This window comes from Marinomonas sp. 63XJN7_9_ISO-PGPR-S23-217, from assembly GCF_056173515.1.
The window spans coordinates 2,507,463-2,522,105 of sequence record NZ_CM149678.1; the positions used below are offsets into that span (position 1 = coordinate 2,507,463).

12 protein-coding genes are annotated in these 14,643 nt (G+C 43.0%); 10 read left to right on the top strand and 2 right to left on the bottom strand.

Annotated features, from left to right (window positions below; genetic code table 11):
- Positions 1-4 precede the first annotated feature (4 nt).
- The 3 genes from AC0VYI_RS11705 to AC0VYI_RS11715 all read left to right on the top strand — a co-directional run bounded on the left by AC0VYI_RS11705 (position 5) and on the right by AC0VYI_RS11715 (position 4,645).
- On the top strand, positions 5-1,009 hold the full coding sequence (locus AC0VYI_RS11705; RefSeq protein WP_475449496.1) for a TniB family NTP-binding protein: 1,005 nt from the start codon (positions 5-7) through the stop codon (positions 1,007-1,009).
- A gap of 121 nt (positions 1,010-1,130) precedes the next feature.
- On the top strand, positions 1,131-1,436 hold the full coding sequence (locus tag AC0VYI_RS11710; RefSeq protein WP_475449498.1) for a helix-turn-helix domain-containing protein: 306 nt from the start codon (positions 1,131-1,133) through the stop codon (positions 1,434-1,436).
- Positions 1,437-1,570: 134 nt separating this feature from the next.
- Positions 1,571-4,645 (top strand): TrlF family AAA-like ATPase, encoded by a 3,075-nt coding sequence (locus AC0VYI_RS11715; protein ID WP_475449500.1) that lies wholly within the window; start codon positions 1,571-1,573, stop codon positions 4,643-4,645.
- A 288-nt stretch (positions 4,646-4,933) separates the two neighbouring features.
- Here the strand turns inward: AC0VYI_RS11715 and istB are convergent, their stop codons facing one another.
- Together istB and istA are read right to left on the bottom strand one after the other, a co-directional pair.
- Complete coding sequence (gene istB / locus AC0VYI_RS11720; RefSeq protein ID WP_475443432.1) at positions 4,934-5,674, bottom strand: IS21-like element helper ATPase IstB; 741 nt, start codon at positions 5,672-5,674, stop codon at positions 4,934-4,936.
- A 9-nt stretch (positions 5,675-5,683) separates the two neighbouring features.
- Positions 5,684-7,216 carry an IS21 family transposase gene (gene istA, locus AC0VYI_RS11725; protein ID WP_475443430.1) on the bottom strand — a complete coding sequence of 511 codons (1,533 nt, stop codon included), beginning with the start codon at positions 7,214-7,216 and terminating at the stop codon, positions 5,684-5,686.
- Positions 7,217-7,490: 274 nt separating this feature from the next.
- Here istA and tnpA point away from each other — a divergent pair, with 274 nt between their 5' ends.
- From tnpA to cas6f, 7 genes are all read left to right on the top strand, one after another.
- A complete protein-coding gene (gene tnpA, locus AC0VYI_RS11730) occupies positions 7,491-7,775 on the top strand; it encodes an IS66 family insertion sequence element accessory protein TnpA (RefSeq protein WP_475443557.1) in 285 nt (94 codons plus the stop codon).
- On the top strand, positions 7,775-8,119 hold the full coding sequence (gene tnpB, locus AC0VYI_RS11735; protein WP_067021190.1) for an IS66 family insertion sequence element accessory protein TnpB: 345 nt from the start codon (positions 7,775-7,777) through the stop codon (positions 8,117-8,119). Before tnpA ends, tnpB begins: the two co-directional genes overlap by 1 nt.
- A 26-nt stretch (positions 8,120-8,145) precedes the next feature.
- Positions 8,146-9,765: an IS66 family transposase gene (gene tnpC / locus AC0VYI_RS11740; RefSeq protein ID WP_475443559.1), complete on the top strand. Its 1,620-nt coding sequence runs from the start codon at positions 8,146-8,148 to the stop codon at positions 9,763-9,765.
- Between the two features lie 92 nt (positions 9,766-9,857).
- On the top strand, positions 9,858-10,883 hold the full coding sequence (locus tag AC0VYI_RS11745) for a TniQ family protein (RefSeq protein ID WP_475449502.1): 1,026 nt from the start codon (positions 9,858-9,860) through the stop codon (positions 10,881-10,883).
- 8 nt (positions 10,884-10,891) lie between these two features.
- The gene (locus tag AC0VYI_RS11750) at positions 10,892-12,943 is read left to right on the top strand and encodes a type I-F CRISPR-associated protein Csy2 (protein ID WP_475449504.1); all 2,052 of its coding nucleotides are present in this window, start codon (positions 10,892-10,894) and stop codon (positions 12,941-12,943) included.
- Positions 12,921-13,949, top strand: coding sequence for a type I-F CRISPR-associated protein Csy3 (csy3, locus tag AC0VYI_RS11755; RefSeq protein ID WP_475449506.1), 1,029 nt, complete (start codon positions 12,921-12,923; stop codon positions 13,947-13,949). The genes AC0VYI_RS11750 and csy3 overlap by 23 nt, the downstream gene beginning before the upstream one ends.
- Positions 13,949-14,542, top strand: coding sequence for a type I-F CRISPR-associated endoribonuclease Cas6/Csy4 (gene cas6f, locus AC0VYI_RS11760; RefSeq protein WP_475449816.1), 594 nt, complete (start codon positions 13,949-13,951; stop codon positions 14,540-14,542). Before csy3 ends, cas6f begins: the two co-directional genes overlap by 1 nt.
- Positions 14,543-14,643 lie beyond the last annotated feature (101 nt).

Below are 14,643 nucleotides of genomic sequence, written 5' to 3' on the forward strand. Positions count from 1 at the left end.
TCCCTTGAGCCTTACCGATGCAAATATGTCCAAGATTCGAGAGTTTAAAGACTCTTTTTGTCTTTATGCCCCCGTTCGTGAAGTGTTAGCTGATTTAGAGTCGCTTTATCAAAGTGCCGAAATTGGTGGGGATCAGCTTTCAATGCTTCTATGCGGTGATACTGGAACGGGTAAATCAGCCATCATTCGTTACTTCAGCGAAACAAAAAATCAAAATCAATCAGAAAGCCTTCCCATTTTACTATCGCGTGTACCAAGTAAACTGACTGTCGAAGATACAACGAGGCAGCTTTTATGTGACCTAGGTGTATTTGGTTCAAGCTCCCACAGACATAAAACAACCCAAAGTGATGCTCATCTTACAAACAGGCTGCTTGATGCTTTAAGAGTTAAGAATACAAAGTTGATTATAATTAATGAGTTCCAAGAGCTGATTGAGTTTAAAGGCGCTCGTGATCGTCAGGCCATAGGGAATCGTTTAAAGCTTATAAGTGAAGAGGCTGGTGTGCCGATAGTTCTTGCAGGTATGCCTTGGATTGATGAAATACTTAATGACTCTCAGTGGGCCTCTCGACTTGCAACCAGAAGGCACACGTTGAACTATTTGAGTTTGTCAAAGCGGCCAAAAGAATACAATGAGCTTCTAAAGCTATTAGAGCAATCAATTCCAATCGAAGTTGAAAATAGCTTAACGGAGTTTGAAATTAGCCTTTCTCTTTTTGCTGCTTCATGTGGTGAGATTCGTCAGCTCAAAGCACTGCTGACGGAGGCAATTAAACTATGTTTTATCAGTAGTAAGCCTCTTACTAAGCAATCTCTAAGTGATGCATTTAAAAACCTCTATCCTGGCAATGAAAATCCTTTTGATCTGCCAAAAGAAAAAATCAAAATCCGTGAAGTAGAAATGCATTCTCAGTACATTCGTGGAGATAGCTCTCATCGCGCTTCAATAGAGCCTAGAAGGCTTTCCGAAGTTATGACATTGACTCAGATTCTATCGAAGAGATAGTCACGCTGTTCAATAAATGGTCTTAATTAACTCCAGCACTTCATTTTCTAAGGATTCCTTAATATACTTTTGGTCTCTATGCTAAGAAAATCTTAGATTACGTTTTTAAGTAGCTAGGATTATGCAAAGCCCATTACCTCAAAGACTAAAGAGTGCTCGCAAGTTGGCCAAGCTCACACAGGAAAAACTCAGTAATAAACTAGGGTTTGATGATCGATCTCATGGCACTGCTCGTATTAGCCAATACGAGACAGGCAAGCATGCCCCAGATTTTGCTATGGCGAAGAAAATGGCAGATGCGTTGGGGGTTCCAGTAGCTTATTTGTACTGTGATGATGATAAATTGTCTGAGTTAATAATTGCATCATCAAAGCTCAGTGAAAGTGAGATGGATCAACTTCTTTCACTAATAGCTAATGAGTTTTAGTCTAGTTTTCTCCTTCATTTTAACGTCTAATTTTAATTTGATAATAAACAATTTATGCTCTGATATTCGAAAATAGCCAGTTAACTTTAGAAGTTTTTTGGACTCAGAGGATTATTTTATACAAGGATTCTGTAATGAAGAAAAGCGACTATCCTCGTGGTTCTGAATGGCGTAAATGGGACCTACATATTCACACACCTGCATCCTTTCATTGGGATGGCCAAAAGTTTAATTCAGATCCAAACTCGCCTGACAATACTCGGCTTATCGATGAAATGATCCATGCCTTGAACGCAGCTGAGCCTGCTGTCTTCGCAATAATGGATTATTGGACGTTTGATGGCTGGTTCGCGTTAAAAAAGCGCTTGGCACAACCTGAGGCTCCAAAACTTGAAAAGACGGTTTTTCCAGGAATTGAATTACGATTAGTCGCTCCAATGGATGGACGACTAAATGCTCATGTTTTGTTCTCTAATGAAATAGATGATCAAGTTCTGCATGATTTTCGAACTGCACTTAATGTTGCTCTTATCAACCGCCCTCTATCCGATTACTCTTTAAAATGCTTAGCGCGCCATGTCGGTGAAGATTTACTTAGGCAAAAAGGTTTTAGCAAAGAAAATGTTGATAGTATTGATGATACTGCTTTAAAAGCTGGCTCAACAATTGCGGAAATTTCTTGTGAAAGTTATAAGCAGGCAATACTAAATGTTCCTAACCAGATGGCTCTTGGTTTTATGCCATTCAACACAAACGATGGTTTGGCTGACGTTAAGTGGCAAGAACATTATGCCTACGTTCTAGGTTTATTTGACACATCACCGATATTTGAAACTAGAACCCCCGACCTTTGGGCTGCTTTTGCTGCGGTAGAGACAGATACAAATAGAAATTGGATTAGTGATTTCCAACGCGCATTAGGTAATGTACCAAGGCTTGCCGTTTCAGGCAGTGATGCTCACAGGTTTACTGGTGAACCTGGAAATAATGATCGCCGAGGATATGGCGACTACCCGTCAGGAAAAGCGACATGGATAAAAGCGAACCCAACATTTGAAGGGTTAAAGCAAGCGATAAAGGAACCAGCAAAACGATCATTTATTGGAGCTACTCCTCCAAAGCTACAACTTGTAAGTGAAAATAGAAGTCGTTTCATCGAAAAGTTAGAAGTCAGTAAATCTAGCGGTGCACCACTTTCAGATACCTGGCTTGATCAAACTGAAGTGCATCTAAACCATGATCTAATAGCAATCATTGGTAATAAGGGGAGTGGTAAAAGCGCATTAGCAGATATTGCGGCACTACTTGGCAATTCCAAACAAAGCCACCATTTTTCTTTCTTAAAAGAGAAGCGATTCAGGGGGAAAACAGGTGAGCCAGCAAGTTACTTCAATGCAAAAGTAACATGGGGTGATGGTAAAGAGCTGGATAAAAATCTAAATGAAAACCCAGCATCTGAAAATGTTGAACTAGTAAAATATATCCCCCAAGGACATTTTGAAGAGCTATGTAATGCACATGTATCTGGCCAGTCCGATGCATTCGAGAAAGAATTGAGATCTGTGATTTTCTCACATGCTGATGACTCTATTCGTTTGGGTTCTTATGACTTTGAAGGACTTATTGAACAGCAAGAAAGTTCACTTCGAAGTAAAGTCGAAAGCTACCGCAGCGAATTGCACAAGGTAAATGAACAAATAGCATTCATCGAGAGTCAGATGACCGTGGAAGCGCGGAAAATACTCGAAGAGTTATTATCTCAAAAACAGAGACTAATGGATGAGCTAATAAAACTTAAGCCCGAAGAAGTTCTAGAGCCAACGAGTGAGCTAACAGCTGAACAGCAAAATGTTGCTGAGCAACTTCTAACGATTAGTCATGAACTTGAAAAAATAAAACTACAACATGAACAAAATCGTGAAGAGCTTACTAAGCTAGCTGCAAAGAAAAAAGCATGTAAGAACATCAGGGCAGGCTTTGAAATTGTCAAACGCGCTGTAGGTCAATTTACTTCTGAATTTAGCTCTGATGTCCAACTTCTGGGTTTGGATATCGAAAATTTAGTTAAGTTAAAAATTGATGAAAAAATAATTTCAGATTTAGAAGCGGACTGTACTAATCGAGATAACGAATTAAAGGAATCTCAATTATCTTTTGATACTGATAAGCAATCCCTTACTGATAAGAAAACTCCATTAAGTGCGCAACTAAATGCACCTCAGCAAGCATTTCAGCAATACAAAGAGCAGCTTAAAGTTTGGGAAGAAAAGAGAGTCGCATTATTGGGATCCAAAGATGAGCCAGATACTCTTGAGGGTGTAAAGCATAGAAAGTCTCAACTAGATCAACTTCCAAATCGAAGACAAGATCTACTTGAGCAGCGGTTAGTTCTAGCCCGTCAAATATTCAGGGCTCTTGATGAACAAAAAGCTAATAGAGAATCTCTTTTTGAGCCAGTTCAATCTCTCATCCAAAGCAACACTTTGATCCGGGACGAATATAAATTGCAGTTTAAGGCTGAACTGAATACTACAACGGAGCAAATTGCTAACAAACTATTTTCCATTGTAAAGCAAGCATCTGGAGAGTTTAGAGGCGAGTCCGAGAGCCTTTCAGTAATCAAAGAGCTTATGGATAGAAATGATCTTGATAACGAAGATTCGCTTATCGCCTTTATTCAAGAGTTACACCAAAAGTTGGAAAATGCTTCTAAAGCCCCAGCAGGCATAGCTACATTGTTGCGTATAGATCGTACATCAAATGAAGTTTATGATCTCATATTTGGCCTAAGTTACCTTGAACCGAGATATACATTAATGTTCCAAGGTGCGCACATTGGACAGCTTTCACCAGGTCAAAGAGGTGCGCTACTTTTAATCTTCTACTTACTTGTGGATAAGGGTAATACCCCCATTATTTTAGATCAACCTGAAGAAAACTTAGACAATGAAACAATTGTTAGTTTACTTGTGCCAGTGTTAACTGAAGCAAAACAAAAGCGACAGATTATTATGGTTACACACAACCCAAATCTTGCCGTTGTATGTGATGCAGAGCAGATAATTCACTGTGAATTTGATCGAACAAACGGGCACAACATCACATATACACCTGGTGCTATTGAGTGCAACATAATTAATAACAAAGTAGTAAATGTGCTTGAAGGTACGATGCCTGCATTCGACAATCGAAGAATGAAGTATATGTAAATCTATGTACCATCTTGCAAAATTCACAAAACATACTATTTTCTAAGTATATCTTAGAAAATAGGTGTGCCAATGAGCTTCTTACCTAACCCAATCGATCTATATGAAGATGAGACTCTCGAAAGTGCTTTGCTCCGACTATGCCGAACAAATGTAAGCGTTCATTCTACGCCGTTATTTCATCCCATCTTTTTGCACTCTAAACTGGATGCATATTCCGCTGATTCCGGACACCGGTACCGTTTTAATCCGGACACCTTTTTCTCTTCATTTTCTCAGTCTCTAGTTTTACTCCATGTGTCCGGATTGCGCCAGTTTTCTCATCGATTCTCCTCCTAGTTCTATGCGGTGACTGTTGTGGATTAAACGGTCCAGTAAAGCGTCCGCAACCGTGGCATTGCCTATCATGTTGTACCACTCTTTCACTGGCAGTTGACTGATCATGATCGTGCTGCTGGTTTGGTAACGATCTTCTAAAAGCTCTAATAAATGGCCTGCATGATCGGCACTGAGTTTTTCCATCCCCCAGTCATCGAGTATCAGCAGCTGCTTTTTGGCGAGGGCGGCAAGTTGTTTTTGATAGGTGCCGTCTAAGCGGCCAAGGCTGAGGTCATCCAGCAGTCGACTCAGGCGCAGATAGCGAACGCTATAAAGTTGCTCGCACGCCTGTGAGGCAAGGGCGCAGGCAACATAGGTTTTGCCCGCGCCCGTTGGGCCTGTGATGAGGATATTTTGATGCTTTTGCAGGTAACCTCCTGTCAACAGTTCTCCTAGTTGGATGCGCTTTAGTCCACGCCCTTCTTTGTAGAGTAGTTGGCTGGCGCTGGCTTCTACGCGCAGTTTTGCTTGTCGTTTGAGCCGTTCGATTTTGCCATGATTTCTGCCTAGCAGCTCACTGTCAAGGAGCAGTGTGAGACGTTGCTCGAAGTCCAGTTCTCCATAGGTGGTTAACTGTTCTCGTTGTTGTTCTAACGCGGTAACGGCATGACTCAGTCGCAGCATTTTGAGTTGTTCAGTCAGGTGATTCATGTTGTTCTCCTAGTGGTAGCAGTGTGGCCCGCGAACATTGCTGTGCGGGGTGTCGGGTGTCGAGTCAGAAGGAAGAGACAGTGTGCCTTCCCGATGATGATCGAGCAGATTTCGGATAAAGCGCAGAGAAGGTTTGTTGACCAGTAAGGCATCCTGACAGGCTTGCTCTAGGCGGACATCCCCATGTTTGCGCGCGAGACTCAGTATGCCAAGACAGCGACGAGTGGCTTGGGCTGGATGGGCTTTGGACAGGATCTGTTGTTTGATGACGTTTTCGGTGGCGACACCAATCTGCTTGCTCCATCCGATTAAGCGTTCTGGTGACCATTTTTGATGTTGATGATGGCTCGGCATATGTTCCATGTGGGTGCTCAGACCATAGTCTTTTCGGCTGATTGGGTGAGACGAGACGGGCTGACCTTGATGGAAGATTTGTATGATCTGCGACGTCGCTTCCAGCGTCACATATTGACCCACAAGCTGATGCGGTACCGAGTAATAATGCTTTGCGTACTCAATGTGGTAATCCGGTCCCACTTTGGCGCGTTTATGTTCTGTGTAGACATACTTCTGCATCGGTAACGGTTTCAACGCGGGTTTATCGAGGGTGTCAAAAAGGGCTTGGCGACTCACGCCAATCTTTTGCATCGGCCGTTGGTTCAGAGCGTTCATCAGCTCTCGAACCGCATTATTCAGCTCTCTTAGGGTATGGAAGGTGCGATGACGAAGGCGCATCATGATCCAGCGTTCGACAATCAGAACCGCATTTTCGGCCTTGGCTTTGTCTTTGGGTTTATAGGGACGAGCCGGCATAATGGCGGTTTGATAGTGATGCGCTAACTGACGATAACTGTCGTTGAGTTTCGGCTCATAACGATCTGTTTTTGTCACGGCAGCTTTTAAGTTGTCTGGCACCAATAAAGCGGGAACGCCACCGAAGTGTTCAAACGCATTGGCGTGACACTGTAGCCAATGCTCCAGCTTTTGACTTTCGCTGGCTTCAACGTAGGTGTAGTTAGACGCTCCCAGTGTGGCGACAAACACTTGTGAGTGGCGAACGTCGCCCGTTTCCGGATTGACGATCGGGATAGTCGGTCCGCAATAATCAATGAATAACTTGTCACCTGCGGTATGGAGTTGACGCATACTGCGTTTTTGTGTGGCGAGCCAACGACGGAAGTACTCGCAGAACTGGCTGTAGCCATAAGTGCGCTCTTGGTGCTCGGCAACATATTCTTCCCACAACAATTGCTTCGTCGCCCCTTTGCGCTTGAGTTCGATAAAAAAGTACGCAAAGTCCGGCATCACTTTCAGGCGATTAGCCGGTTTTTCTTGATACAGCGCTTTAGACAGATCGGTATCGGAAACGTCACTGGCAAGGGGCCAATAATAGTCACTTTGTTTGAAACGAGTCAGGACATCGGACACGGTAGAGCGGCCGACATTCAAACAAGAAGCAATCTGCCGCGTGGATAAATGGCACTCATGTTTGAGACGCAAAATCTCTTTAATATTGGTCATTGAGGTTCTCTTTCTGGTCATGATCACTTCCTGGCAACGTATTAGGTGTAACCAAGTGTAGTGAGCGATTGATTTAAAAGAGAAAACGAAGGGATTCCGGTGAATCCGGACAGGGTTTACGCTAATCCGGACAGGGATTCCGGGGAAAGCCAAAAAGTGTCCGGTTTAGAGCGTAATAGGTGTCCGGATAAAAACGGAATGGGTGTCCGAGTTATATCGGAATGGGTGTCCGGATTGCTCCGGTATATGCACTGGACTCCGTTTTCATCTCATCACCGATAACGGAGTCCAACCCATGACCAAACCCTATACCCGTCGTTCTTCTTCTGAATGGCAACAAATCATTGACGATCAAGCCGAGTCTGGCTTATCCGCCCCTCAATACTGCGAACAGCATCAGGTGAGTTACGCCAGTTTTAGTAAATGGCGTCAGCATTTTTCGGGAACTAAAGCCTCGCCAGATTCTAGTCACTCAGACTTTATCGATCTCAGTCAGGTGCCCACTCTCTCAGGTACTGGACGTTGGAACATTACCTTGTGTTTAGGTGATGGTGTTGAGCTTCGATTGAGTCGTGACTGATGTTCCTGCCCGATCCCAATGCTAAAATTTGGTTGCATACCCAACCCACAGATATGCGTAAATCCTATCGTGGCTTATTAGGGCTGATCAAACAACACCTCAAAGAAAACCCACTCATCGGGTATTTTGTCTTCATTAACCGGCGCAAAACCCAGATGAAAATCCTCTATTTTGACACCTCTGGTTATTGCATTTGGTGTAAACGACTGTCGCAGGGGCAGTTCAATTATGCGTCATCAGAAAACGCTAAACACGCCCTAAGTGTGATTGAATTGCAGCACCTCTTAGCGGGCATAAAAGTCGAAAAATATCGTCAATTTAAACGCTACAAGCGAGCATCATGACAAGTTGGATGGTATAATCCAACCCCATGAATGACGCCACTTACCGACCTATTTTACCCTTCAAAAACATCGACTTGCTTCACACGAATGAGGTCGAAAAACTGCGTGCTGAAAACGAAGCTATGTCTTCAAGAATCCGCCAATACGAAGCGGAAGTGCACATGCTAAAGCGTGAGTTATTTGGGCCGAAAAGCGAACGTCGTACCTTACTCACACCAGATCAACAAGCCCTCGCTGATATCGTGGGTCCGATGTCAGCCGAACCAACCCGCGTAGAAGAAGAGTCTATCGTTGAGAAGGACAAACCTGAGTCTGCCAATGTTCGTGGCAAAGCGCCCAAGTTTCGTAAAGGCAATGAAATTAACATCACCGGATTGCGTTTTGATGAGTCTATACCGGTTCGTGAAAAGGTTATCTTAGCGGACGAATTACAAGGCCCCAATGCGCACGAATACGAAGAAGTCGGCTTCAAAGACGTCAGCCGCATCGTACAAAAAACCAGTGCCTATGAAGTCGTCATCACCAAACGTCAGGTGGTGAAGCACAAAACCAGTAAACAGCTCATTACCGCGCCACAGCCGGATCTGATTTTTGACAGTTCCCTCGCGGATGTGAGTTTTATCGTTGGCTTACTGGTTAATAAGTTCTTGTATCACTTACCCCTTTATCGTCAACACCAACAGCTTAGCGCTTCCGGCATCACCCTCAGTCGTGCAACGCTCACAAACCTCACCAAACGCGGGATCGAACTGTTACGACCCATTGTGGTAGAGCAACTGATTAGTGTGCTGGACAGCAAGGTACTGGCCATGGATGAGACACCGATAAAAGCCACCCGCCAGCCTGGGGTAGGCAACCAACCCGGCAAAATGAAGCAAGCGTATTTTTGGCCCATCTATGGCGAGCAGGACGAAGTGGTGTTTACCTTCTCCCAAAGCCGTGGCATGAAACACATCCAAGACTTACTGGATCATGTTTGGCAGGGTACCTTACTGACCGATGGTTATGCCGCTTACAGTCGTTACGAAGCCACCTCACCGGAGGTCACTCATGCTCAGTGTTGGGTGCACATGCGTCGTCAGCTACTGAAAGCCGAAATGGAAGAAACCGAGGCCGTCACCCACGCGCTGAACCTGATTGCCGCCTTGTACCAGTACGAAAGCCATATCAAACAGAAAGGTTGGTCAGATGAGAAAAAACAAGATTACCGAGTGCAACACAGTAAGCCCTTAGTGGATCAATTTTTTGCCTTCTGCGAAGAACAAACCCAACGGGCTGACCTATTACCAGACGATACCTGGATGAAAGCGTTGAACTACACCTTAAAGCGCAAACGCCAACTGATGGTCTTTTTGGAAAATCCAAACGTTGCCATGGACACCAACCACCTAGAGCGAGAGATAAGACCCATCCCAATGGGTAAGAAGAATTGGCTCTTCTGTTGGACAGAACTGGGCGCCGAACATGTCGGCATCATCCAAAGCTTGATCAGCACCTGCAAGCTGCACGACATCGACCCGAACGTCTACCTAACGGATGTCTTGCAACGAGTCAGCCAGCATCCAGCCAAAGACATCGCGGACTTAACACCAATACGATGGAAGCAACTGTTCGCAGACAACCCGTTGAAATCGCCCTTACTCTGAGTCAGTGGCTGTCAATGACTCCCTAGAATGAACGCTTACGAACAAATCACTTTGAGAATTACAGTGACCTTTCGATTGAGGTGAAGTCTTGGTTGGAAGAGCACCATCCCACTATTGCTGGGGCATTTCCACTTTCTCTTGATGTTGTAAACATTTATCACGCAAAGCAAAGCAGCGCCCAGCGTGTGCAGGCGATGCAACTGCTTGAGCAATTGGTCGGCCTGTCACGCTTTTCATTACTGGATATCTGCTTCAAGCATACCAACGCTGTAGACCTTGGGCAGTATGCCGAGGTTCGTTATAAACAGATCATTATCCCCAGAGGGTTTCTTTGTTCGACGATTATCCCTATTTGTCCAGAATGCTTGATAGAATCGAATTATGTTCGTTTTGATTGGCACATCAACAAGGTTGAGTGCTGCGAGAAGCATGGCATTAAATTGCTAAGAAATTGCCCTTCATGTCATATCCCTTTGAACTACATGAACTCTGAAGACTCTGGACGATGCATCTGTGGTCAGAATTTGTTAGAAAACTCACATAGAGAGGTTGGCTTTGATAGCTGGCGTGACGATTCAGTATATGAAGTAATTGGTTCTTGCTCTCTTTCCGAAAAATTAGCAGTGCTCGTATTTTCAGATAAGTTTTTTCCTTTGTTAGCTTATGAAGACTTCATTGTTGATCCACGTCGTCATATTGATGAGTACCTAAATGGTTTAATCGAGCAAAATTTACTGCTGGCAACGGAGAAGCCAAATAGATTGTCGTTTGCTCAAATATCCAATGATTTTCTAGATGATATCTCTGCAATTAGCTGCTTACCATTAAAAATCAAAGAGTTTATTGCCGGTGTTGTTATCACTTTAGCGATCAACGAAGCACGTTCAACGATTGCCAATATTGGCGATACCCTTGTGTCCGCTAGAGAGGCTGCCGTTATAATCGGTTCAGAACTTGATGATATATATCGACTTTATGAGTCAGGGATTTTAGTTGTCGGGAGGCGGCTACGAAATGAAGGTAAACTGGAGTCTCACAACCCAGTATTTCGGCTAAGAGATGTTGCTTCTTTAGCATTGTCCTATTCTAAATGTCAGTTTAGCCAATCAGCGTGGTAGTGGTTTTTATGGATTCACTTCAAGCACTGCTTTCATCAGAAAACTCACTTAGCCTTAAAGACTTTAACGATATCGCTAAAAAGCTATTTGAGTTGAATTCGGTCTTGGTTGATGTGACTGATCAAGAACTGCTGTGTCTAGCTATCTTGGTCAACTTAACCAGTAAAGCCGAATGTCGGTTGGATAATATTCAAAATGCTAAAACGACTTTAAATAGCGCTCTTTTTTGGACTAAGTTTCGCAAAGTCGCCTCGCAACTACATACGCACAACCTTAAATGGCCAGATTCGCGTGTTAGCCTAAAACACCAAATACGAGTTATTCCTCAAAACGGAGAGTTACCCGAGTTTGGTTGGGCGGGGAATAGCAGTGACTATCGAATTGGTCGAATGCTCACCAGTACTTTTCTATGGCGAAGCCGTAAGCATTCTTTAGTCTCAGTATGGCTTGATGATGACGTGACTTGGCGTAAAGCTGCGTACAAGCTAGGGATAAACAAGTCATCTTTGTATTCAATAAAGCAAGAGCTCCAAGAGCTATTCTCAGGTAGCCATTTTCCTGAAGAGATTGATCAGCATACCCATGAATTGTTGTTTCCATATAAAGATAATCATTACTTAACTGTTACCCCTGTGGCGTCTCATGTTGATCAGTTGCTCATTCAGAGTATTTCAGGTGTTCCTATTCAGACATTGAGTTTTCCTCACCCCAGTGCGCTAGGTGTTCTGTGTGGTTGTATGGGCGGCCATATGCGCTTTATAAAACAGTCCCCTTTGTTGCGTAGGTCTTTGACTACATTGTCCTATGCTGAGCAGCAAGGCGTTTTTAATGTCTATCCAGTTACTTGCAAGCAAGCTGTCAGTCTTTATCGTGAGATCATAGATGTTAATACCTATTCTTCGCTAAGGCTTAAAAGACGCACTCGTCTTTTGGTATTGAAGCAATTAGATGATGTTTTAAGTCAATGGATCGCACCCTTTATACGCCTAAAGCTCATTGGTAAAGATGTTGCTGAAACAAACAAGCTAAGCGATGAAGAACATTATTTTCTTCGGTCAAAAGATACAGACTTACAGGACTTCTCACGCTATTTGAATCGGAAATTTCATGGTGTACTTGAGTACAATAAATATACTCGAGGCTATAGCTACCATCAGCGATTGTTAGGGGTAACTCAGAAGCGTTTAGTAAGTATTCTTGAAAGGGCGTTTTCTATAAGCGCTAAGGTTACATCTGACAATGAAGAAGAATTGTATCTCGTTTTAAAAAATCTCCGACTCACTGAGGCTAACGGTTTAAATAATCCATACGTGGCAGGGATGCCATCCATGATTGGGTTATATGGCTTCTTGCATCGTTTCGAGAGACAATTAACAGAATGTTACCCAGAAGTGAGTGTTGAAAGCTTTGCACTGCACTGTAACCAATATCAAGTAATTAACAAAAATAAGTTGCCTGCCTATAGTATTCCAGAAAAGGACATGGGTATTAGGCGCAGCGGCATTCTTCCAGAGTGCAGTTTTGATGGTAAGTTTTCTATAGTGGTTAAGCTTCATAAACACTCTGGCTTTACAGATAAGCTTGACGTAGAACTGTTTAAGCAAGTTTTACCTGAGCGATTGTGGGGAGGCTCTCTTCATCCGCCATTTTTATATGAACAAACTGAATGGGCCGAGTTGGTTCATGGTTCAAACAGTTTGAAGCATTACATAGCGCTACATCTCTTTGATGGAAATTGGCTGGCACCGGTTAGAGGCATTGGTTTTGACCTATCCCAGAATTTGGAGCTGTTAAAGGAGAGAGCTAAATTGGCGCTTTGCCTAGTGGGTTATAGGCTTTTAGAGCCTATAAGATCTCGTAAGGTAGATTCTGGTATTCATGCATTCTGTGAGCCGCTTATAAGCCTGTGTAATCGTGAGCGCAGCATAGACGTGATAAGAGCAGCAAGTAATATTGAAAAGCAAATTTTTTGGCAATATCTGCCTATCTCTCAAAGCTGTACTACATTACAAGTAGGCCCAGTTTGTGGAGAATCAAATGCAACTTCCCAATCAACTTAGCTACAAGCGATCAATTAACCCTAGTAAGGCGATTTTTTACTATCGCCGAGATGGGCAGCTTTTACCTCTTCCAATTGAGCGTATTAAAATTCGAGGTAGTAAAAGTGGTTTCAGCGAAGCTCATACATCCAAAGGTATTAAGGAATCTGCCACATTACATAACCTTTCTATGGGTAACCCGCATACTGTCGATACCTGCTATTTGCCGCCAGTAGCAGAATGTCTCGTTTGCCGTTTCTCTATTCGAGTTTGTGCAAACTCATTAGTGCCAGACCGTTGTTCAGATCAGTCAGTTAAGAGCAATATTTCTGATTTTGTTAGTGCCTATGCTGACAAAGGAGGCTATATCGAATTAGCTAGGCGTTACGCGAAAAATATTGCTATTGGAACCTGGCTGTGGCGTAACAAGGAAGGTAATGCTTTTAACGTATTTGTAAAAACAAGTGAAGGAAGTGATTTTAGTTTTGTTAATGCTCACCGCTTGTATTGGAACTCTGAATGGCCAGATAATCAACATAACGAACTAGACAAGCTTGCTTCTGAGTTAGCTTTAGCACTGACCAATACTCGTTACGTTTGGCATTGTGATGTTTGGGCTGAGGTTAAGATGCCTTTCTGTGCTGAGGTATTTCCAAGCCAGTGTTTCCTAGATAACGGCGATAAAAGTGTCGCGAGTAAAATGCTTTTAACAACGGACATAGACGGCGTTATGACTGCTTGTTTTAATGCCGATAAGGTAGGAGCGGGAATACAAATTATCGATGACTGGTGGGATGAACATTGCGATTTCCCCTTAAGAGTAAGTGAATATGCTGCTGATCAGGCAAATTTAATTGCTAGACGTCACCCTCAGACAAAGCGCGATTTTTACCAATTGCTACAAAAACTACCGTCCTATTTAAAAGAATTGTCTGCTTCAAGTTCTACCGCGAGTATAAATCCTGATATCCACTTCATTGCGTCAGTACTCGTGAAAGGGGGAATGTTTCAAGGAGCCAAAAGTTGATGTTGTATGGTGTTGTGGTTACGTATCTACCAAAGAACTGTGATCATGCTTTATTGGCTGGGCGCTGTATTAAGGTGTTGCATGGTTTTATGAGCAGGCATAGCATCTCAAATATTGCCGTATCTTTCCCTAAATGGTCTCAAATTAGTGTTGGTAACCAGCTGATGTTTGTCTCGCCTTTAGTTGATCAACTTAATACGCTGATTCAGCAGCCGTATTATCAAATGATGACAGAGAATAGGCTTTTTGAAATAAGCGATCCTATTGTTCTTGAACAGTCAAACTCATGGGTTAAATACGTGCGAAATCAGTCAATAGACAAGCTTACGCCAGCAGCCAAGGCTAGAAGGCTTCGTAGAGCAAAGATAAGAGCGTTAGAGAGAGGCGAAGAGTTTAATCCTGTTGATGCTCAACCCAAGGAAATTGATTTTTACCATTCAATACCAATGGATAGTTCACAATCTGGTAGGACTTATATGCTAAAAGTTCAACGGTATGATGTAGCTCTGACGCAGGCTAATGATACCTGTTTTGGAGTGTGTTCATATGGACTTTCAACTAACTCGCAGCATCAAGCACTGTTACCAATTTAATTTGGTAGAAATAAAGTACATAAAAATCAAACGTCTAGAAACAACCCGAGAATTTTGGTATTTTTTATAAAATTGTTCTACATTATTGTAAGTTAAAGTTA